The sequence below is a fragment of the Glaciihabitans sp. UYNi722 genome, assembly GCF_040549465.1.
In the GTDB taxonomy this organism is placed as follows: domain Bacteria; phylum Actinomycetota; class Actinomycetes; order Actinomycetales; family Microbacteriaceae; genus Lacisediminihabitans.
Genome location: NZ_JBEPTL010000004.1, coordinates 88,339 through 108,110 on the forward strand (window position 1 = coordinate 88,339; position 19,772 = coordinate 108,110).

18 protein-coding genes and 1 tRNA gene are annotated in these 19,772 nt (G+C 65.7%); 14 read left to right on the forward strand and 5 right to left on the reverse strand.

Features of this window, described 5'->3' with window-relative positions; translation table 11 throughout:
* Positions 1-193 precede the first annotated feature (193 nt).
* A tRNA-Leu gene (locus ABIB56_RS04160) sits at positions 194-263 on the forward strand.
* A gap of 50 nt (positions 264-313) precedes the next feature.
* Here ABIB56_RS04160 and ABIB56_RS04165 read toward each other — a convergent pair.
* A complete protein-coding gene (locus ABIB56_RS04165; RefSeq protein ID WP_354567692.1) occupies positions 314-514 on the reverse strand; it encodes a hypothetical protein in 201 nt (66 codons plus the stop codon).
* 125 nt (positions 515-639) lie between these two features.
* Entirely contained in the window at positions 640-2,694 is a 2,055-nt protein-coding gene (locus tag ABIB56_RS04170; protein ID WP_354567693.1) for a hypothetical protein, read from the reverse strand.
* A 158-nt stretch (positions 2,695-2,852) separates the two neighbouring features.
* Here ABIB56_RS04170 and ABIB56_RS04175 point away from each other — a divergent pair, with 158 nt between their 5' ends.
* Genes ABIB56_RS04175 through ABIB56_RS04190 form a run of 4 tightly spaced genes read left to right on the forward strand, consistent with a single transcriptional unit; the run spans position 2,853 to position 7,406 of the window.
* Positions 2,853-3,530 carry a TetR/AcrR family transcriptional regulator gene (locus tag ABIB56_RS04175; protein WP_354567694.1) on the forward strand — a complete coding sequence of 226 codons (678 nt, stop codon included), beginning with the start codon at positions 2,853-2,855 and terminating at the stop codon, positions 3,528-3,530.
* Positions 3,527-4,795, forward strand: a complete 1,269-nt coding sequence (locus ABIB56_RS04180) for an MFS transporter (protein WP_354567695.1) — start codon at positions 3,527-3,529, stop codon at positions 4,793-4,795. Before ABIB56_RS04175 ends, ABIB56_RS04180 begins: the two co-directional genes overlap by 4 nt.
* A complete protein-coding gene (locus ABIB56_RS04185; RefSeq protein ID WP_354567696.1) occupies positions 4,795-6,072 on the forward strand; it encodes a type III PLP-dependent enzyme domain-containing protein in 1,278 nt (425 codons plus the stop codon). The genes ABIB56_RS04180 and ABIB56_RS04185 overlap by 1 nt, the downstream gene beginning before the upstream one ends.
* 20 nt (positions 6,073-6,092) lie before the next feature.
* A complete protein-coding gene (locus ABIB56_RS04190; protein WP_502917550.1) occupies positions 6,093-7,406 on the forward strand; it encodes a D-arabinono-1,4-lactone oxidase in 1,314 nt (437 codons plus the stop codon).
* Positions 7,407-7,425: 19 nt separating this feature from the next.
* On the opposite strand, the gene ABIB56_RS04195 is transcribed toward ABIB56_RS04190, so the two are convergent.
* Positions 7,426-7,956 carry an adenine phosphoribosyltransferase gene (locus ABIB56_RS04195; RefSeq protein ID WP_354567700.1) on the reverse strand — a complete coding sequence of 177 codons (531 nt, stop codon included), beginning with the start codon at positions 7,954-7,956 and terminating at the stop codon, positions 7,426-7,428.
* 257 nt (positions 7,957-8,213) lie between these two features.
* Between ABIB56_RS04195 and ABIB56_RS04200 the strand changes: the two genes are divergently transcribed.
* A complete protein-coding gene (locus ABIB56_RS04200; RefSeq protein WP_354567702.1) occupies positions 8,214-8,780 on the forward strand; it encodes a LemA family protein in 567 nt (188 codons plus the stop codon).
* 56 nt (positions 8,781-8,836) lie between these two features.
* The gene (locus ABIB56_RS04205; protein ID WP_354567703.1) at positions 8,837-9,730 is read left to right on the forward strand and encodes a M48 family metallopeptidase; all 894 of its coding nucleotides are present in this window, start codon (positions 8,837-8,839) and stop codon (positions 9,728-9,730) included.
* 81 nt (positions 9,731-9,811) lie between these two features.
* Here ABIB56_RS04205 and ABIB56_RS04210 read toward each other — a convergent pair whose 3' ends face one another.
* Together ABIB56_RS04210 and ABIB56_RS04215 are read right to left on the reverse strand one after the other, a co-directional pair.
* Positions 9,812-11,059, reverse strand: coding sequence for a winged helix-turn-helix domain-containing protein (locus ABIB56_RS04210; RefSeq protein WP_354567704.1), 1,248 nt, complete (start codon positions 11,057-11,059; stop codon positions 9,812-9,814).
* A gap of 55 nt (positions 11,060-11,114) precedes the next feature.
* A complete protein-coding gene (locus ABIB56_RS04215; RefSeq protein ID WP_354567705.1) occupies positions 11,115-11,807 on the reverse strand; it encodes a phosphonatase-like hydrolase in 693 nt (230 codons plus the stop codon).
* Between the two features lie 146 nt (positions 11,808-11,953).
* On the opposite strand from ABIB56_RS04215, the gene ABIB56_RS04220 reads away from it, so the two are divergent.
* The 7 genes from ABIB56_RS04220 (at position 11,954) to ilvA (ending at position 19,769) form a co-directional block, all read left to right on the forward strand.
* Positions 11,954-13,087 carry a TIGR03364 family FAD-dependent oxidoreductase gene (locus ABIB56_RS04220; protein ID WP_354567706.1) on the forward strand — a complete coding sequence of 378 codons (1,134 nt, stop codon included), beginning with the start codon at positions 11,954-11,956 and terminating at the stop codon, positions 13,085-13,087.
* A gap of 168 nt (positions 13,088-13,255) precedes the next feature.
* Positions 13,256-14,410 (forward strand): ABC transporter substrate-binding protein, encoded by a 1,155-nt coding sequence (locus ABIB56_RS04225; RefSeq protein ID WP_354567707.1) that lies wholly within the window; start codon positions 13,256-13,258, stop codon positions 14,408-14,410.
* 7 nt (positions 14,411-14,417) lie between these two features.
* Positions 14,418-15,341 carry an ABC transporter permease gene (locus tag ABIB56_RS04230; protein WP_354567708.1) on the forward strand — a complete coding sequence of 308 codons (924 nt, stop codon included), beginning with the start codon at positions 14,418-14,420 and terminating at the stop codon, positions 15,339-15,341.
* Positions 15,338-16,243: an ABC transporter permease gene (locus ABIB56_RS04235; RefSeq protein ID WP_354567709.1), complete on the forward strand. Its 906-nt coding sequence runs from the start codon at positions 15,338-15,340 to the stop codon at positions 16,241-16,243. The genes ABIB56_RS04230 and ABIB56_RS04235 overlap by 4 nt, the downstream gene beginning before the upstream one ends.
* Entirely contained in the window at positions 16,240-17,319 is a 1,080-nt protein-coding gene (locus ABIB56_RS04240) for an ABC transporter ATP-binding protein (RefSeq protein ID WP_354567710.1), read from the forward strand. The genes ABIB56_RS04235 and ABIB56_RS04240 overlap by 4 nt, the downstream gene beginning before the upstream one ends.
* Positions 17,320-17,362: 43 nt before the next feature.
* Entirely contained in the window at positions 17,363-18,538 is a 1,176-nt protein-coding gene (locus ABIB56_RS04245) for an AI-2E family transporter (protein ID WP_354567711.1), read from the forward strand.
* A complete protein-coding gene (ilvA, locus tag ABIB56_RS04250) occupies positions 18,531-19,769 on the forward strand; it encodes a threonine ammonia-lyase (protein WP_354567712.1) in 1,239 nt (412 codons plus the stop codon). The genes ABIB56_RS04245 and ilvA overlap by 8 nt, the downstream gene beginning before the upstream one ends.
* The last annotated feature ends 3 nt before the right edge of the window (positions 19,770-19,772 follow it).

Consider the following 19,772-nt stretch of genomic DNA (forward strand, 5'->3'; position numbering starts at 1 on the left):
TCGTTTCGATGGTGTTTTCGGTGCCGTTGGCGGGGTCGCCGTTGACCCCTGCGGTTCTTCTTTCGGTGCTGATCACTGCGTTCTCCCTGTCCGGCCCCTAGGTGTAGCCGATACTGTAGCCATCGGTACATTCTCAGGCACACTCGTGCGTGCCCATACGGACACTCTACACGTCAGAATAGCCAGAATACAAGCCATATCAGGGACGAATAGGACGACTTAAAATCGTCCCAGTGTGGGTTCGAACCCCACCGGGGGTACCAAATATTGGACGCCGATAGTCGTGCTGGCGAGCGGGCCCGTTGCCTGTGAGCTAAGCCGTAGCGTACAGCCCGCGCAGTGCTTCATCGAAGTCGCTGAACTGCCCCACCGACCTCGACTCGGAGTCTTTCAGCAGCAGTCCGCTCGGCGTCCGCAGCAGGCTTCCGGCGAGCTCGCCGGTCACCTGGTGCTTGACCACCCAGCGACCTTCACCGGCGTCCACCACATAAAACATCTCTCCAATGGTTGCCATGTCTGCATGTCCCCTTTCGTCGACAGCAACACGTTAGGCATCACCTCGGCGCGGTCGCTATGGCGAAACGGTGACGGCTCGGCGACGATCAGGTGAACGGGCATCCGCGTGACCGGGTTGCGACCTCAGGGATTGCTGGGTGTCGGGCTTGGTTCGACGAACCGGAACCAGGCCCACACGGCGAGACTGATTGCCGCGAAGGCGCCAGCGACGGCCAGGGAGCCGGCGATCGGAAAAGTAGCGTTCCTGCCGCCGAGAATTACGCCCGCGGCGATCACACTCGCGATGACGATCGCACCCAGCCAGATCGAGAACGACCATTCCAGGATGGCGCGCCCCGGCAATCCGGCGATCGGTATCAGCAGGATGACTGCGGAACCGAATCCGGCGAGGGCTATGGTCGCCAGGGTCTCGGCCAGGAACGAGGCCCAGAAGCCTTCTACCGGCCCGAGCCAGCTACGCCCGAACCAGGCGAGGATCGCCAGCAGAGTCACCGATCCGATCTCGACCAGGTTCACCACGGCGCGTGGCTTCGCCGGAATGTCCGCGGCAAAGCCCACACCGAGCAGTGCACCCGCGACCACCGGCGGCTCGATGCCGGTCCAGCGGGAGAGGAGAGCTGCCAGGAGGGCCGCGAGCAGCATGATCGGCAGGAATCTCAGTCGACCGCTCACCCGTTGCCAACCCGAGGCCAGACGGGTGGAGATCGCAACACCGACCACGTTGAGGATCGCGAGGCCGAGTACAACCGCGGCCGCGAGACGCAGGTAGCGCACCTGGTCGTTGATGCCGCCGGTAAAGAGGATGACTCCGGCTGCGACGGCGAGCGGCACCGCACCGGCGAGCCACGGGTTGACTGTCGGCGCGTCATCCGGTTGCGGCGCGGCCTGTTGGTTGCGGCCCATGAAGCGAATACTCGGCTTGCGGATGCGACCGCGCAGCGCATTGGCCATCAGTCGAAGGGGCAGCGCCACCAGCAGGATGAACCCGAGGGCGAGCAGGGGAGCCATAGGCCAGTTGCCGCGGGCGACCGTGTCAATGACCGAGGGCAGGCTGGCCCCGAGCCTGGTGGGAGTTCCCCAGGTGCTGAACGGACCTGAGCCGCCTGCCGGTGGTGGGGAGCCTGGCAGGGTCGGCGCGGGGACGGTGGGTGACGACGGTGTGGGCGTCGCCGACGGCGGCTGCGCCGGGGGTTGCGACGAGGGCGGAGCTGTCGGCTTCGGCGGTGCCGTGGCGCCACCTTTCGGGCCGAAATAGATTGGCGACGGCGCACTTGGCGCACTGAAGTTGCCGGCCGCGTCACGTTGCACCGCAAGCATGGTGTGCGTGCCGTTCGGCGGCCCGGTGTAGCTGCAGGTCCATGCTCCGCCGGAAACGGAGGAGGAGCAGACGGGCGAGTTGTCGACGTAGACGTCGACCGTTCCGCCGCTCTCGCCGTTGCCGCGGAACACGACGGTGGCGTCGAGTACGCGCGACCCCGCCGCCGGCGCGGTGATGGTCGGACTTGCCGGAGCCTCCTTGTCGACCACGATGTCCAGGGTTCCCGAGGCGGCGGAGGAAGCGCCGTTGCCCATATCAGCACGGGACTGCGAAGCCTGCACCGTATAGCGGCCGTTCGGCACATTCAGCGGGCACGACCAGTAGCCGCTGGATGTCGCCACGGTCGTGCATCCGGACGCGCCGTTGACCGTGGCCTTCACCGTGGTTCCGCTGAATGCGGTGCCTGAGATGAGGCCGGTGGTGATGAATCCGGGCGCCCCTTCGATGGTGGGCGCACCGAGCACGTCGATGGTCGCGGTCGCTTGGCTCGGCACGCCGTTGAGATTTTGTTTCGCAGTGAGCGGGATGTCGTTGCCGTTGGGCAGCGAGGTCGGGCACTCCCAGCTGGTCGCCTGGTCGACGGGAATGGTGCAAAGGCCTGTAGTGCCACTGCTAACGGTCACGCTGGCGCCGGCATCCTTGGTTCCCTTGAGGGTGAAAGCGTTAGTGGGAGAGAAGTTGGGTCCGGTGATCGCAAATGCGGCGACCAACTGATTGTCGCCAGGATCCGCCGCCGCGACCATCGGTGCAGCCAGCGCCAGAGCCATGATCACCAGCCCGAAAACGGCGACTCGACCGAGAGCGCTCGTTCCGCGATCGCGAAACGAACGTCGAGGGACGTTCGCGTGTGAGGGCTGCACCGTACCTCCATTTAGCTAGGCATTCTCGGCAGAGTCAATTCGTAGCCAGGAGAAATGAACGGGTGTAGGCCATTGACGCGGTGTTCGATGAACGCCATGCTTCATAGTCAAGTGACTGGGACATGTGACCCAGTCGGGCCCGAATCGGAGGCGAGCGGATGACGCGACTCTCCTCCGACGAGCGTCGGGCCGCACTCATCCAGGCCGCCCTGCGCGTGATCGACCGCGACGGTGTGCACGGTGCGACCACCAGGGCGATCGTCGCCGAGGCTGGGATGTCGCTGGCCAGCTTCCACTACGCGTTCCGATCTCGCGACGAGATGATCAGCGAACTCATCGCCTTCGTGGTGGAGAACGAGCAGCAGGTTTCGCTGGCTGCGGTCCGCCCGGATGCCGACATCCACACCGTCGTCAGGGCCGGCCTCCAGGCCTTCTTCGACCTCCTCGTCTCGAACCCCACCCGCGAGCAGGCCCTGTTCGAGCTCATGCACTATTCGCTGCGTAGACCGGATCTCGGCGAGCTACCCAGGGTGCAGTACGCCAGTTATTTCAAGGCCGGCCGCGTGCTGCTGGAGAGTGGCGCACGGGCGGCGGGCATCAGCTGGAGCCTCCCGATCGACGAGCTCGCGCGGGTTCTCATTGCTCTCACGGATGGTCTCACCCTCGCCTGGCTCGCCGACCGGGACGACGAAGCCGCCGGCCTCCTGATGGATTTCGCTGCCGAGACGATCGCAGGCCTCGCCGTACCCGCCCTCGCCGTGCCCGCCCTCACCAAACCGACCCGAGGCCTATCCGCCCGAACTGCAGCCGTCCGAACCAAGGAGCACCAACGATGACGACTTCCGAGATCGCCGACGCCCCCGCGCCCTTTGCCGAACCCCAGAAGCGGGTGAAGGCGAGCTGGATCACTTTCTTCGCCGCAGCCTGGCTGGGCATCTGGATGGCGCAGCTCACGCCGATCCAGCTGCTGCTGCCGCAACAGATCGAAGATCGGCTGAAACCCACCTACTGGGTGGACAACGTGGTGGCGTTCGGGGTGGTCTCCGGCATCGCGGGGATCTTCGCCCTGGTGGCCTTCCCCCTCACCGGTGCTCTCTCCGACCGCACGACCTCGCGGTTCGGGCGCCGCCGACCATGGATTGCCGCAGGAGCGCTCCTGTTCGCCGTTGGACTGATCCTGCTCGGTGCGCAGACCACGATTATCGGCATCGGCGTCTTTTGGTCGGTGTCGCTCATCGGTTTCTGCGTGGTCTCCGCCGCCCTCACTGCCATGATCTCCGACCAGGTACCGGTCAACCAACGAGGGTTCGTCTCCGGGTTCATCTCGGCACCGCAGGCGATCGGCACGATGGTGGGCCTCGCGCTGGTGGTCGTACTCGGGCTCAGCATCTCGAGCGGCTACACGCTGGTCGGCGTGCTCCTGGTCATTCTCGTCATTCCTTTCCTTCTGCGGGTGCCGGATGCCGTACTCCCGCGATCCGATCGCGAGCCGCTGACTTTCCGACGGCTCATCTCGGGATTCTGGATCAGCCCACGCGCCTACCCTGACTTCGGCTGGACGCTCCTCAGTCGCATCCTGGTCAATTTCGGCAACGCGTTCGGGGTGGCACTGCTCTTGCAGTTCCTGCAGTACGGACTGCATCGCACGGATGCCGAGGGTGACCTGCTGATCCTCGTGGCGATCTACCTGGTCTTCGTGATCATCGCCTCCATCATCTCCGGGCGGCTCTCCGATCGCCTCGGGCGCCGCAAGGCCTTCGTGTTCGTCGCATCGGCCCTGCAGGCCATCGCCGCCCTCATGCTCGCCTTCGTGCCAGAGTTCACCCTTGCCATGGTCGCGGCGGGGATTCTCGGCCTCGGCTATGGCTGCTTCCTCTCCGTCGACCAGGCGCTGGCGACGCAGGTGCTGCCCGATGCCCACACCAGGGGAAAGGATCTCGGCATCATGAACATCGCCACCGCGTTTCCGCAGGCCATGGCCCCTCTCATCGGAGCTTTCGTGGTCGCGGCGCTCGCCGGATTCCAGGGGCTCTTCGTGCTGTCGGCCCTCACCGCCCTCCTCGGCGCGCTCGCCGTACTGCCGATCAAGTCGGTGCGCTGATGACTCTCTCCCTCACTCCCCAGACTGCAACACCGTGGACGACGCCATCCCGTTATTGGCCGGCGCTCACCGCGGCGACCGCCGAGCTTGACCCGCCCTACGGCGTCATCTCCGCGCAGGCCCTCGCCCACAACGCCTTCGAGATGCTGCGTCGTGCCAACGGCACCACCATCCGTGTCGCCAGCAAGTCGGTGCGGGTGCGCGGCGTGATGGATGCGGTGCTGGCCCTCCCCGGTTATGCCGGGGTGCTCGCCTACACCCTGCCGGAGGCGCTCTGGCTCGCGGCCGGTGATTCGGACCACCCAGGAATCGCGGATGTCGTGGCCGGCTATCCGAGCGTCGACCGCGCCGCGATCCGCCGCCTCGCCACCGACCCGCTGCTCGCCTCCCGGGTCACCCTCATGGTGGACTCCGTCGAGCACCTCGACCTCATCGACGCCGTGCTGCCGCCGGGGAGTCGCGAGACCATCCGGGTGTGCCTCGAACTCGACGCGTCGTGGAATCCGAAGGTGCTCGGCCATTTAGGACTGGGCCATCTAGGACTGGGCCATCTGGGGACCTGGCGTTCGCCGGTCTTCACCGTCGACGAGGCGAGAGCGCTCGCCGAGAAGATCGTCGTGCGCCCGGGCTTCGCCCTCGTCGGCATGATGGCCTACGAGGGGCAGATCGCCGGTCTCGTGAATCAGCCGGGTAACGCGGCCCGCGGCATGGCGGTGCGCTGGATCCAGAAGCAGTCGGCGAGCGAACTCGCCGCCCGTCGTGGCGCGGCGGTCGCCGCCGTCCGACAGGTGGCCGACCTGCAATTCGTCAACGGCGGCGGCACCGGTTCGTTGGAGAGTACAAGCTCGGAAGACGCGGTCACCGAGATCGCCGCCGGCAGCGGCCTCTTCGGCCCACACCTGTTCGATCACTACCGGCACTTCAGCCCAGCCCCGGCTGCCGCCTTCGCGCTCTCGGTGGTCCGCAAGCCAAAGCCCGACATGGCGACCTTGCTCGGCGGAGGTTGGGTGGCTTCCGGACCACCCGCCGCCGACCGGCTGCCGCTGGTCGCCTGGCCGGAGGGCATGTCGATGGTCGGGCGCGAGATGGCGGGCGAAGTGCAGACTCCGCTCACCGGAGCCGAAGCCGCGCGCCTTCGCGTCGGCGATCGGGTCTGGCTGCGACACACCAAGGCCGGCGAACTCAGCGAGCACCTCAACGAATTCGCCATCGTGGACGGTGACCGGGTGACCGGCATGCTGCCCACCTACCGGGGTGAGGGCCAGGTGTTTCTGTGACGATCGACACCGTTCCGGCTGTGCTGCACCCCGGTACCACCTGGAAGAACTGGAGCCGCATCGAGAGTGTGCGTCCGGTGTTTAACGCACGACCGTCCAGCGTCGGCGAGGTCGTGGAGATCGTGCGTTTCGCCCGCGCGCGGGGACTGATGGTCAAGACGGTGGGGGCTGGGCACAGCTTCACGGCGATCGCTGCGGCACCCGGCATCCAGTTGGATGTGTCCGCCCTCGATGGCCTCCTCGACGTCGATGCCGCCCGGGGCCGGGTCACGCTCGGCGCCGGCACTAACCTCCACCAACTGCCCGCCATCCTCGGTCCGCTCGGACTCGCGCTCGAGAACATGGGCGACATCGACCGCCAGACGATTGCCGGTGCGACCTCAACCGGCACCCATGGCACGGGTGCGCGTTTCAGGGGGCTTGCCACCCAGATCGTGGCCATCACGCTGGTGACCGCGGATGCCGCGGTGCTGCAGATCAGCGAGACCGAGAATGCTGAGCTCCTCCCGGCGGCACGCCTCGGCCTCGGCGCTCTCGGGGTGCTGGTGGACCTGACCCTGCAGTGTGTGCCTGCCTTCCTGCTCGACGCGGTGGAGCGCCCGGCAGGGCTCGAGGAAGTGCTCGACGGTTTCGACGAGCGCGCGACATCCGTCGACCACTTCGAGTTCTACTGGTGGCCGCACACCGACGGCGTCATGACGAAGAGCAATTCGCGGCTGCCCGGCGACGCCGAGCGCCGGCCGATCGGCGCCCTTTCCGGCTGGTTTGAAGATCGTGTGGTGAGCAACACGGTGCTGGCCATGATCTGCAACATCGGCCGTATCGCGCCAGCGACGACCCCCGCGATCAATCGCTTCGCCACCCGTGTCTACGGCAACCGGTCCTATCGCGACCACTCGCACGAGGTCTTCGCGAGCCCGCGCACCACCCGTTTTCGCGAGATGGAGTACGCGATCCCGCGCCAGTCGGTACCGGATGCTCTGCGTGACATCCGCAGGCTCATCGACGCCAGAGGCTGGCGGATCTCCTTCCCCGTCGAGGTGCGTGTCGCCGCCGCCGACGACAACTGGCTGTCGACCGCGCAGGGGCGGGAGACCGGGTACATCGCCGTGCACCGGTACTTCCGTGACGACCACGACGAGTATTTCCGCGGGGTGGAGCAGGTGCTGCGCGCCTATCGTGGACGGCCGCACTGGGGCAAAATCCACTACCAGGACGCCGCTTCGCTCGCCGAGCTCTACCCGCATCACGGGGATTTCGTCGCGGCGCGCAACCGGCTCGACCCCGAGCGGCGCTTCACCAACCCCTACCTGGATCGGGTACTCGGCGCCTGACCTGGTTGCTCGGTTCAGGTCAGATGGTGAGCAGTGAGTGCAGCGTCCTGCCTGGCAGCCTGGTCCGTCCGTGGAGCTCGGCGATCTCCAGCGCCACGGCGATCCCGGCGACCGACCAGCCCGCGCGCTCGATGAGCGAGCAGCTCGCTGCGAGAGTTCCACCGGTGGCAAGAACGTCATCGAGCAGCAGCACCCGCGAACCGGGCAGCAGCTCGTCGGGATGCAGCTGAAGCGTCGTACTCCCGTACTCGAGGTCGTAATCCTCGGAGAGAACGGCGCGGGGAAGCTTCCCTGGCTTCCGGATCATGACGACGCCGTGCTCGCAGGCGTAGGCCGCCGCGGCGGCCAGTACGAAGCCCCTGGCTTCGACACCAGCGATCGCGTCGAAGGCGCCGGTGAACGGCTCAAGCAGCGCATCTGTCACGGTCCTGAGGGCCGGACCGTCGGCGAAGACCGGCGTCAGGTCGCGGAAGGTGATACCCGGCTTCGGAAAGTCCGGGATGACTCTGCTCAGTCTCTCGATCGCCTCGCGTGCTGCCTCTGGCGGCATCCGTCGTCCTCCCGATAGGCGGCCGTCGTGCAGTGCGCCGCGCTGCCCATTGTCGCACCACGAGCGGCACGCCAGAATGCGCCGGATGGGGCCTCCGAGTTCGCTCGGAGCTTGCCGCGAACCCAGCCAGCGCACTGGACGCGTTGGTTATAGTTGTCAGCACGTGTCGCGCCTCCCCACCGCGACCACGCAGCACCAATGAGGCAGAGCACCCCAAGGCAAAGCACCCAAAGGCAGAGCACCTAAAGAGAGTGGCAATGGAACTTCTCATCGTCGTAGGCATCATCGTCCTGCTGATTGTGATCATCGGTATCTACCTGTGGTCGACCTACAACGGGCTGGTGCGACTGAATGTGCGCGTGGATGAGGCGTGGAGCGACATTACGGTGCAGCTCAAACGCCGAGCCGACCTAATCCCCAACCTCATCGAATCGGTGAAAGGCTATGCCGCCCACGAGAAGGGCGTCTTCGAGGCTGTCACCAAGGCTCGGGCCGAGTCCCTCAGTGCGAACACCCCCGTGGATGCTGCCGCCGCCGAGAACCACATGCAGTCCGCGCTGAAGAGCATCTTCGCCGTCGCGGAAGCCTATCCCCAGCTGCAGGCCAGCCAGAACTACCTCCAGCTGCAGGGTGAGCTCGTCGACACCGAGGACAAAATCCAGGCATCACGTCGCTTCTACAACGGTGGCGTGCGCGAGATGAACACGAAGGTCAAGACCTTCCCCAACACCCTGTTCGTGCGTGGCCTGGGCTTCAAGGAGCGCGAATTCTTCGAGGTGACCGATTCGGCGGCCATCGCCGAACCGCCGCGCGTGCAGTTCTAAGCCGTCAGTTCGTTGGTCGAGCCTGTCGACATCCCTACCCGAATAAGTAGCGGCCCATGTATCGCGCGATAGCAAAGAATAAGCGCAACACCGTTTTCATCATCCTGCTGTTCCTGATCATCATCGGTGCGCTCGGAGTTCTTGCCGGCTACATCTACCACAGCTGGTCGATCTCGATCACCGTGCTGGTGGTCGCCACCGGCTACGCGCTGATCCAGTACTTCGCGGCGAGCAGGCTCGCCGTCACCATCTCTGGCGGACGAGAGATTCAGAAGGCCGACAACCCACGCCTCTATCGGATCGTGGAGAACCTCTCGATCACCGACGGCCTGCCGATGCCGAAGGTCTACATCGTCAACGATCCGGCGCCCAACGCCTTCGCGACCGGACGTGACCCGCAGCATGCCTTCGTCGCGGCCACCACGGGGCTCCTCGACATCATGGACGACGCGGAACTCGAGGGCGTGATGGCGCACGAGATGGGACACGTGCAGAACTACGACACTCGGGTCTCCATGATCGTCTTCGGGCTGGTCGTGGCGATCGGATTCATCGCCGACCTCTTCCTGCGCTTCGCATTCTTCGGCGGGCGCGGCAACGACCGCAACAACGGCGGTGGCGGCGGAAACCCGATCGTGCTGGTCTTCGGCCTGGTCGCCATGATCATTGCCCCGCTGGTGGCTGCCGGGGTGCAGGCCGCCATCTCCCGGCAGCGCGAGTACCTGGCCGACGCCACGAGCGCCATGACCACCAGGAACCCGGATGCCCTGGCCAGCGCCCTGGAGAAGCTCGCGCAGTACGGCCGCCCGATGCAGCGGCAGAATAGCTCGATGTCTCACCTGTGGATCTCCGACCCGAACAGGCCAGGCATGATGAGCCGCCTGTTCAGCACCCACCCGCCGATCCCGGAGCGCGTCGCGCGCCTGCACAAGATCGGCGGCGAGTTCTAGGTTCGCCGGTTTCGGTGACGAAAGTCGCCAAGTGGCCCTTGAGCGTCGGTCGTCGGGGCAATATGGCGACTTTCGTGGGATTCAGCCGACCGGTATGACTCTCACGCCAAGCTCCGCAGCCACTGCGCCCGCCAGATCTCCGCGGCCCATCACCTCGATGTCGTTGAGTCCCTGCCAGGTGGCTATCTCGCGCAGTACAGGAGCAACGCGCGAAGCGGTTTCCGGCGCGGCATCCACCTCGGTCCAGGCCGACTGCACGCGCAGCACACGGTTCTGCCTGTCGCTCTTGAGGTCGACCCGGCCTGCCAGCCTGTCATCGATCAAGAGGGGGAGTGTGTAGTAGCCGAAGATGCGCTTGGGGGCCGGCGTGTAGATCTCGATGCGGTAGCGGAAGCCGAACATCCGTTCCGTACGATCGCGATCCCACACCACCGGGTCGAATGGTGAGAGCAGCGCAGCCGTTTCGATGCGTCGCGGAATGCGGGCATCCCGATGCAGCCAGGCCGGCCGATTCCAGCCGTCGACGGTGATCGGCAGGAGCTCTCCGGCATCCACCAGGTCGTCGACGGCGGCCTTCGCCGGAGCCTGCTTGAGGCGGAAATAGTCGGCCAGGTCGCTGAGAGTGCCGATGCCGTGGGCACGGGCGGAGATCCTCATCAGTCGACGGATGGCGTCCTCACGCGGCACCTCGGTGTCGAGCACGCTCTGGGGAAGCACCGATTCGGCGAGGGCATAGGTGCGCTCGAACCGGGTTCGGCCTGCGGTCACCACGTCGCCGAAGCGGAACAGGTACTCGAGGCCAGCCTTCACATCCGACCAACCCCACCACGATCCGCTGCCCTTGTTCGCGTCGTGCTCGATCTGACTGGCGGCGAGTGGCCCCTTCGCTGCGAGTTCCCGCTTGAGCCACTCGAGCATCTCGCCGTTGGATTCAACCCAGCCGCCGGCTTTGCTGCCGTATTTCGCCCGGTTGTCATCCATCCGCCAGCGGAACAGCGGCCAGGTCTCGACCGGGATGATCGCTGCCTCGTGGGCCCAGTACTCGATGTAGCGCCCCTTCCTGGCGAAGGTGAGCCTGTCGAGGTCTGCTTTGTCGTAGGCGCCGAGGCGGGAGAACATCGGCAGGTAGTGGCTGCGCTCGAAGACATTGACCGAGTCGAGCTGCAGCAGCCCCAGCCTGTCGATCGCCAGGTTGAGCTGCCGGGTGCCCACCGCTTCGGAGCGGGGTCGACCGAAACCCTGCGCGGCGAGGGCGATACGGCGAGCCTGTGCAGCTGAGATCTTGGGAAGACGCGGGGTCTCAGGAGCACGCAAAACTGTCTGAACCATCGCTCACGACCCTACTGGCCGCCACCGTCAGTCGATCAGTGCGTCAGTCTGCCGGTCAGTGCGAGGGCTGCAACTCGGCCAGTGACAGCACGTCCACCACGCTGTCGAGGATGTGGTCGTGCGGATGCTTCGCCAACTCGTCTCGCCCTACGGCACCGGTCAGCACACCCACGCCGACCACGCCAGCGTTACGCGCCGCCAGCAGGTCCACGATCGTGTCGCCCGCGGCGAGGACAGCCCGCACGTCGGTGACCCCCGTCTTCTCCATGGCGTGCTGGATCAGGTAGGGCGCAGGCCGCCCGGCCGCCACCTCAGAGGCGGTGACCACCGCATCCAGCAGGTGCTCGCTGCCCGGGCCGGCAGTCCAGCCCAGCGAGTCGAGTAGAGGCACTGCGACCTCGTCGGAGAACCCTGTCGTCAGGGCGACCGCTATTCCGCGCGCGCTCAACTCGCGCAGTGCGTCTTCCACGCCGGGGAGGCCCACCGGCGGGGTCTGCCGGTAGGACAGGGCCAGGATCTCAAGGAAGCACCGGAAGGCGGCATCCACAATTTCCGATGTCGGCGGCACCCCGCCGAGCGTCATGAGAGCGGTGATGGCGGCGGACTTCTCCGTGCCCATCCACTGTTGCAAATCGGTCGCTGTGACCGTCGCACCGGTCTCCGTCACGCTCTGTTCAAGGGCGATATAGACGAGTCCGTGATCGTCGATGGTGGTTCCTGCCATGTCGAACGCGACGAGTTCGATCATCGTGCACCCCAATTCCGGTCGTTCCCCACAACCAAGCAGTGCACGGTAAACCGCCAGTGAACGGCGAGGGACGCAGGGAGAACGTGTGGCGAATTCCCGCTCGAGACAGTTGACCGGTCGCCCGATCATCCCCAGTGTCGATAGTCATGACTTCTCACGACCGGATGCTGGCCGAAAGCGACGTACTGATCGTGGGTGCAGGCATCGTCGGCCTCGCGCACGCGGCCGAGGCACTGCGGCACGGCCTCACTGTGACGGTGATCGACAGGGACAGCCGGGCGGTTGGCGCCTCGGTGCGCAACTTCGGGCACTGCTGCGTGACGGCGCAGTCCGGTGAGCTGCTCGACTTCGCCCTCGTCGCCCGGGAGCGGTGGTTGCACTACAGCGAACTCGCCGGCTTCTTCTCGGTGTCGGCTGGGGCGCTCGCGGTGGCCCGCAGCGCTGAAGAACTCGCGGTGCTCGACGAGCTGGCCGGGCAGCGCGAAAGCGGCCAGGTTCAGTTGCTCGCGGCATCTGAGGTCGAGGAGCGACTATCGGGCGATACCGGATCGGTGGTGGGCGGCGCTCTGCTTCGCGACGACCTGCGGGTCGATCCGCGGGAGGCCGTCGGTGCACTGGCGGCGTGGCTTCAGCAACAACCGGGCGTGCGGTTCTTCTGGCGGACCTCCTACCTCGGCGGCGATGGAGACAGTGCGATCACATCGCGCGGCACTGTCCGTGCCACCAGGACCATCGTGTGCGTCGGGCACGACCTCGACTACCTGTTCCCCGAACTGGCAGAACAGCATGAGGTGCGTCGCTGCGGGCTGCAGATGGCGCGCGTGGAGGCCCCGCGTGGCATCCGGATCGCTCCCGCAGTGCTCACCGGGACGTCGATGCTGCGCTATCCGGCCTTCACCGAGACCGGCGCTTCGCCAGCCCTGCGCGCGAAGATCGGCGCCGACGATCCGGGGCTCATCGACATCGACGCCAACGTCATGTTCACCCAGCGGCCGGATGGCTCCCTCCTGGTCGGTGACAGCCACCGTTACGACCTGACGATGGATTCGTTCCAGCGGGAGGCGACCTCAGAACTCCTGTTGGATCGCATCGCCCAGCTGCTCGGCGTGGATTCGCTGCGGGTGGTGGAACGCTGGCAGGGCGTCTACGCCTCCAGCCCGCAGCATCCGTATCTCGTCGAAGAGCCGCTGTCGGGGGTCTCCGTCGTCTCGGTCACCTCCGGTGTCGGGATGACCATCTCCTTCGGTCTGGCGAAAGCGGTCTTCGACGGCCTGGGCTGAGTGCGGCCTGGGCTGGGCGCATCGATGGACGACGCCTGTTGTCCTGCCGTTCACCTAACCGCTGCCGCGGTGTCATCGCGCGGGAGAAATATTCGACGAGGTCAGCTTTCGGTATCCGACTGTTCGCTCCACAGCGCGAACGACCGAGGTGACCTTCTGGAGGATTCCTTGATTAGCAAGCGTTACTTTGCCGGCGTCGCGATCGCTGCCGCCGTCGCAGTCTCACTCACCGCGTGTGCAGGCAGCAACAGCGGAACTGCCGGGAGCACGAGTTCGGTGAACGCGAAGACCGCGAAGACCGCGACGAGTGCGAAGGATGTCGGCGGAATGGACGCCCTGGTCAAGGCCGCCAACGCAGAGGGTCAGCTCAACGTCATCACCCTCCCGCCGTCGTGGGCCAACTACGGCAAGATCATCGCCGGCTTCGAGAAGAAGTACCCGAAGATCACGATCAACTCCGCGAACCCCGACGGTTCGAGCGCCGACGAGGTCGCCGCTGCGAAGGCCCAGAAGGGCCAGACGACGGCTCCGGACGTCTTCGACATCGGCACCGCGGTGTTGCAGCAGAATCTCGACCTGGTCGCTCCCTACAAGGTGGCCAACTGGGCGGACATCCCCACCGATTTCAAGGATGCTGACGGCAAGTGGTACTACGACTACACCGGCCTCATGTCGGTCGGCTACGACTCCTCGGTGATCAAGACGGCGCCGAAGAAGATCGACGACCTCCTCGGCTCGGCTTATAAGGGCAAGGTCTCCATCAAGGGCGACCCGACCCAGGCCAACGAAGCTGCGAGCGCGGTCTACATGGCGGCGCTGCAGAGCGGTGGCTCGGCCGAAGACATCCAGCAGGGCATCGACTTCTTCGGCAAGCTCAAGGGCGCCGGTAACTTCCAGGCCGTGACTCCGACCCAGGCGACTGTGGCCTCGGGCGAGACCCCGGTCGTGATCCAGTGGAGCTACAACAACCTCGCCTGGGGCAAGGCGGGCGGCGCATCGGGCAACGCGAACTTCACGACGGTCGTCTTCCCCGGAACGGCTCTCGGCAGCTACTACAACCAGGCCATCAACGTCGACGCTCCGCACCCCGCAGCCGCGCGCCTCTGGGAAGAGTGGATCTACAGTCCAGAGGTGCAGAACCTCTACCTCGCCTCAGGAGCCTACCCGGCCACCCTCACGGCGATGCAGGACAACAAGAAGGTTGACACGAAGGTTCTGGAGTCCGTGGGGGCGGCACCCAAGGACTTCGCCCAGCTGACCGCGGACCAGGCCACCAAGGCCGCGACCCTGCTCACCTCCAAGTGGGCTGCGGCGATCGGCTGATCCACGCATGACGACTGTCGCAACTCCGCTTGCGCCAGCTGACACCGCGAGCGGCGCCGGGGCGAACCCCCGGCGTCGCAGCGTGGTGTGGCTGGGTCTGGTGCCGTTCGCCGCCTACGTGGTGCTCTTCCTGGCCATCCCCGCGATCCTCGCGGTCGGAAGCGGATTCTTCGACAATGCCGGCGCCTTCACCTTCGCCAACCTCGCGGCCTTCGCCAATCCCAACATCCTGCAGAGCTTCGTCAGTTCGATCTGGATCTCGGCCCTCACCGCCTTACTCGGTGCGGTTATCGGGGCTCTCGTCTGCTTCGCTCTCCTCGGCACCAGGCCGGATGGCTTCCTGCGTACCATCGTGGACTCGGCCAGCAGTGTGCTCGCCCAGTTCGGCGGGGTGATGCTCGCCTTCGCCTTCACCGCGACGATCGGCACGCAGGGTTTCATCACGACGTCTCTGGTCCATCTCGGTCTCGCCGACAACATCTTCAACAGTTTTGACAACAAGGGCACCTGGATCTACCAGGTGTCGGGGCTCGTCATTCCTTACCTGTACTTCCAGGTTCCGCTCATGGTGCTCACCTTCATGCCGGCCATGCAGGGACTCAAGACCACCTGGGCCGAGGCCAGCGCCACGCTCGGCGGCTCGCGGTTCACCTACTGGACCCGCATCGGCATGCCGATCCTGGCCCCGGCGTTCTTCGGCAGCCTCATCCTGCTCTTCGCCAATTCCTTCTCCTCCTATGCGACCGCTGCAGCGCTCATCTCGCAGGGTGGCATCATCCCGCTCGCCATCCGGCAGCAGCTCACTAGCGAGACCGTCGTCGGTGTCGCGAATGTGGCCGGCGTGCTCGCCCTCGGCATGGTGGTCGTCATGATCGTGCTGATGACCGCCTACTCCGCCCTTCAGCGCAGGGCATCGAGGTGGCAGCGATGACCGCCGCGGCAGCTGTCCAGACCATCACGAGCGAACCGGTGGTCAACCGTCGGCCTCGCGGAGTCGGATCTCGCGGGTTCGCAGCGGAACCGGGCAAGGTCACCCGATGGATCATTCTCGGCGTGGTGGGAATCGTCTTCCTGATCCCGATTCTCGCGATGATCGAGTTCTCCCTCCGTCTCGGCCAGCGCATCGACGGGGTGCAGAAGTACACCTTTTCCCACTACACGGCCGTCTTCGATCCCGCGAACTCCGCAGGGTACGAGAACCTCTTCCAGGGCATCACCAACTCGCTCGGCATCTGTCTGCTGACGGTCGCGATCGTGCTGGTGCTGCTTCTGCCGACGATGATCCTTGTGGAGCTCAAGTATCCGAAGCTCCGCGCGCTGCTCGAGTTCGTCTGCATCATCCCGGTCACGATCCCGTCGATCGTGCTGGTCGTCGGTTTTGTTCCGGTCTACTCCGTCGTCGCCTCGATCTTCGGCAGCTATCCGTGGACGATGGCTTTCGCCGTCGGCATCATCGTGCTGCCCTACGCCTACCGGCCGATCGCGGCCAACCTCGCCGCTGTCGAGGTGATCATCCTCAGCGAGGCAAGCCGTTCGCTCGGCGCCGGTTGGGGGAGCGTGCTGTGGCGCGTCATCCTGCCGAACCTACGGCGCGGCATCCTCTCCTCCTGCTTCATCACCATCGCGGTGGTGCTCGGCGAGTACACGATCGCGTCGTTCCTCAGCCAGAACACCTTCCAGACCGCGCTCATCCTCGTGCAGCACACCGATCCCTACGTCGCCGTGATCTTCGCGCTGTTGGCGTTGATTCTCGCCTTCGTTCTTCTCCTCATCATCGGCCGCATCGGCTCCGCTTCCCCCGGCGGATTCAGGCGCAAACGGAGGTCAGCATGACAGTCACCACAGCGGGAACCGCCCAGTCCAGCCTCGCCACCCGAGAGGGTGCAACAGTCGAACTGCGCAACGTGATCAAGGATTACGCGGGCCATCGCGCCCTCACCGGTGTGAACCTCTCGATGGCGCCAGGCGAGTTCATCGCGCTGCTCGGCCCCTCCGGCTGCGGCAAGACGACGGTGCTGCGGGCGCTCTCGGGACTCGAGAGCATCTCCGAAGGCCGCATCCTCATCGATGGCGTGGACGTCGCCCACACACCTGTCAACAAGCGCGACATCGGCATGGTCTTCCAGGCCTACTCGCTCTTCCCGCACATGACAGTGACGCAGAACGTCGAATTCGGCCTGCAGATGCGCAAAGTGGATGCCGCCAGCCGGCGAACCCGGGCGGCAGAAGCCCTGGAGATGGTCGGTCTCGGCCACCTCGGCGCGCGCTACGCCCACCAGCTCTCCGGTGGACAACAGCAGCGGGTCGCCCTGGCGAGGGCCCTCGTCACCCGCCCGCGCGTGCTTCTGCTGGATGAACCGCTGTCGGCGCTCGACGCCAAGGTGCGCGTGCAGCTCCGTGACGAGATCCGCCGCATCCAGACGGATCTCGGCATCACGACACTCTTCGTCACCCACGACCAGGAGGAGGCGCTCGCCGTCGCCGACCGGGTCGCCGTCATGCGCGACGGCAACATCGAGCAGGTCGGTTCACCGGAGGACCTCTACACGCAGCCCGCGACCTCCTTCGTGGCGACCTTCGTCGGGCTCAGCAACGCCGTCGAGGGCGAGCTGGTGGGCGATGCGGTCTCGGTGTTCGGCCGGACGCTTCCGCTCCTCGGAACCGGTCCGAAGAACGGGCCGGTCACGGCTTTCATCCGCCCTGAAGACATCGCACTCTCCACCGCGGGCATCCCCGCGACGGTCGTCGTGTCGAGCTTTCTCGGATCGCTGCGACGCACCCAGGTCCGGCTGGACGACGGCACCCTGCTGTTTGTGCAGCATGACGTGCGCACCCGCCCGATCACGGGGGAGATCGTGCACCTCGAACTCACCGGACAGCCGGTCGCCGTGAGCGCGCGAGAGGCCTGAATCCATACCGCTCGGCGTATACACGCAGACGTAGACTGACCGGGTGACGTTCGGACGGCGAAAGACAGCATCTGCTCGGCTCGTTCCTGACGAAGTCGAGACAGCGAAGAAACGGGCTGACGCCTCCGTGCCGGTCGGCATGCGGATAGCGGGCGCCTGGTCATGGCGCATTCTTGCGATTCTGGCCGTCGTCGCGGTGTTCATCTTCCTGGTCAGCCAACTGCGCGAGATCGTGGTGCCGTTCATGGTGGCGATACTGTTGGCCGCGCTGCTCGTGCCGTTCGTGCAGTTCCTGCAGCGCCACCGCTGGCCGAAATGGCTGGCTGTCGCGGTGGCCGAGATCAGTCTCATCGCCATCGTCTCCGGCCTCGTGGTGTTGGTCGTGCTGCAGGTTCGCAGCGGCTTCCCCGACCTGCAGAAGCAGACGGTGCAGGCCTATGCCGACCTCAAACAATCCCTGCTCGATTCGCCGCTGCACCTCACCAACGCCGACATCAACAACTATCTCGGCCAGGCGCTGGCCGCGATTCAGAAAGACAGCCAGGCTCTCATCTCCGGCGCCGTCTCCGTCGGATCCTCCGCCGGCCATTTCCTCGCCGGCCTGCTGCTGACACTGTTCGCCACCCTGTTCATGCTCATCGATGGCAAAGGCATCTGGCGCTGGTTCGTGCGGCTCTTCCCGCGCAAAGCGCGTGCAGCCTTCGACAGCTCGGGCCGGGTGGGCTGGGTCACCCTCACCAACTTCGTGCGGGTGCAGATCTTCGTCGCCTTCGTCGACGCCGTCGGCATCGGTCTTGGCGCCTACATCCTCGGGCTCTTCTTCGGCGGGTTTCCGCTGGTCATTCCGATCGCGGTGGCGGTCTTCCTCGGCTCCTTCATCCCCGTGGTCGGCGCCGTGCTCACCGGAGTGCTCGCCGTCTTCGTGGCGCTGATCTACCTCAATCCGTTCGCCGCCCTCCTCATGCTCGCCGTCGTCATCCTGGTGCAGCAGATCGAAGGCCACATTCTCCAGCCCTTCATCATGGGAAACGCTGTGAAGGTTCATCCACTCGCCGTGGTCTTCGCGGTCGCGGCGGGCGGATTCCTCGCAGGCATTCCCGGCGCGCTCTTCGCGGTTCCCGTGGTCGCGACAGTCAACGTGATGACCAACTACGTTGCCCGCGGGGAGTGGCGCACGAACCCTGACCCGACGCTGAAGGATGCCCTGCGCGATGCCTGAGACCACACTGGCCGGTCCAACTCTGGCCGACTTCGAACGTGCAAGGGGCGTCGTCTCCCGCGTCGCCGAGGTCACGCCGATGGAGAGTTCGCACTACCTCGCCGAGTTGCTCGGCTCCCCGGTACATCTCAAGTGCGAGAATCTGCAGCGCACGGGGTCATACAAAATTCGTGGGGCCTACAACCGTCTCGCGCAGCTCAGCGACGAGGAGAAGGCCAGGGGGGTGGTCGCAGCATCCGCCGGGAATCACGCCCAGGGGGTCGCCTTCGCCGCCCGTGAGCTCGGCATCGCTGCCACGATCTTCATGCCCATCGGTGTCGCGCTGCCGAAGTTGCAGGCTACCCGCAACTATGGCGCCGATGTCGTGTTGCGCGGTCACACCGTCGAAGAGCCGCTGCGTGCTGCCGCCGAATTCGCGGCATCCACCGGTGCGGTGCTCATCCCGCCCTTCGACCACAGGGATGTCGTGGCAGGCCAGGGAACGCTGGGTCTCGAGATTCTCGACCAGGTGCCCGATCTCGACACCGTCATCGTTCCGATCGGCGGCGGTGGACTCATCGCCGGGGTCGCCAGTGCCCTCAAGCAGCGTTTCGCGCTGAAGGGTCGCACGGTGCGCATCATCGGCGTGCAGGCCGAGAATGCGGCCGCCTACCCGGTCTCGCTGCGCAACGGAGTCTCGACTGAGATCACCATCACGCCGACCATCGCCGACGGTATCGCCGTGAGCAAACCGGGCATGCTCAACTTCGACATCATCAAAGACGCGGTGGACGAAGTGATCACCGTGACCGACGACGACATCGCCAGGGCGATGCTCGTGCTGCTCGAGCGCGCGAAGCTCGTGGTCGAGCCTGCCGGAGCAGTGTCGGTGGCGGCCATCATGACCGGGCAGGTACTGAACGCCGGCACCACGGTGGCCATCCTCAGCGGAGGCAACATCGACCCGCTCGTGATGGAACGCGTGATCTCCCGCGGGCTCGCGGCATCCGACCGCTATCTGAAACTGCGGCTGCTGCTGCCCGACCGTCCGGGCCAGCTGGCGCGGATCGCCGAACTTATCTCCGAAGCGAACGCCAACGTAGTCGAGGTGCTGCACACTCGCCATGGCCGCAACGCGCTGATCAGCGATGTCGAGATCGAACTGAGCGTGGAGACACGGGGACCGGAACACGTCGAACGGGTTCTCGGGCATCTCATCGAGGCCGGCTATGACCCCCGGGTGGACTTCTAGCCG

Excerpts from the sequence above, each read along its gene's own strand:
- ABIB56_RS04220 (WP_354567706.1), top strand. The coding sequence starts at position 11,954 with ATGACTTCTCACGACCGGATGCTGGCCGAAAGCGACGTACTGATCGTG.
- ABIB56_RS04240 (WP_354567710.1), top strand. The coding sequence starts at position 16,240 with ATGACAGTCACCACAGCGGGAACCGCCCAGTCCAGCCTCGCCACCCGA.
- ABIB56_RS04180 (WP_354567695.1), top strand. The coding sequence starts at position 3,527 with ATGACGACTTCCGAGATCGCCGACGCCCCCGCGCCCTTTGCCGAACCC.
- ABIB56_RS04230 (WP_354567708.1), top strand. The coding sequence starts at position 14,418 with ATGACGACTGTCGCAACTCCGCTTGCGCCAGCTGACACCGCGAGCGGC.
- ilvA (WP_354567712.1), top strand. The coding sequence starts at position 18,531 with ATGCCTGAGACCACACTGGCCGGTCCAACTCTGGCCGACTTCGAACGT.
- ABIB56_RS04185 (WP_354567696.1), top strand. The coding sequence starts at position 4,795 with ATGACTCTCTCCCTCACTCCCCAGACTGCAACACCGTGGACGACGCCA.
- ABIB56_RS04235 (WP_354567709.1), top strand. The coding sequence starts at position 15,338 with ATGACCGCCGCGGCAGCTGTCCAGACCATCACGAGCGAACCGGTGGTC.
- ABIB56_RS04165 (WP_354567692.1), bottom strand. The coding sequence starts at position 514 with ATGGCAACCATTGGAGAGATGTTTTATGTGGTGGACGCCGGTGAAGGT.
- ABIB56_RS04210 (WP_354567704.1), bottom strand. The coding sequence starts at position 11,059 with ATGGTTCAGACAGTTTTGCGTGCTCCTGAGACCCCGCGTCTTCCCAAG.
- ABIB56_RS04200 (WP_354567702.1), top strand. The coding sequence starts at position 8,214 with ATGGAACTTCTCATCGTCGTAGGCATCATCGTCCTGCTGATTGTGATC.
- ABIB56_RS04205 (WP_354567703.1), top strand. The coding sequence starts at position 8,837 with ATGTATCGCGCGATAGCAAAGAATAAGCGCAACACCGTTTTCATCATC.
- ABIB56_RS04175 (WP_354567694.1), top strand. The coding sequence starts at position 2,853 with ATGACGCGACTCTCCTCCGACGAGCGTCGGGCCGCACTCATCCAGGCC.
- ABIB56_RS04215 (WP_354567705.1), bottom strand. The coding sequence starts at position 11,807 with ATGATCGAACTCGTCGCGTTCGACATGGCAGGAACCACCATCGACGAT.
- ABIB56_RS04195 (WP_354567700.1), bottom strand. The coding sequence starts at position 7,956 with ATGCCGCCAGAGGCAGCACGCGAGGCGATCGAGAGACTGAGCAGAGTC.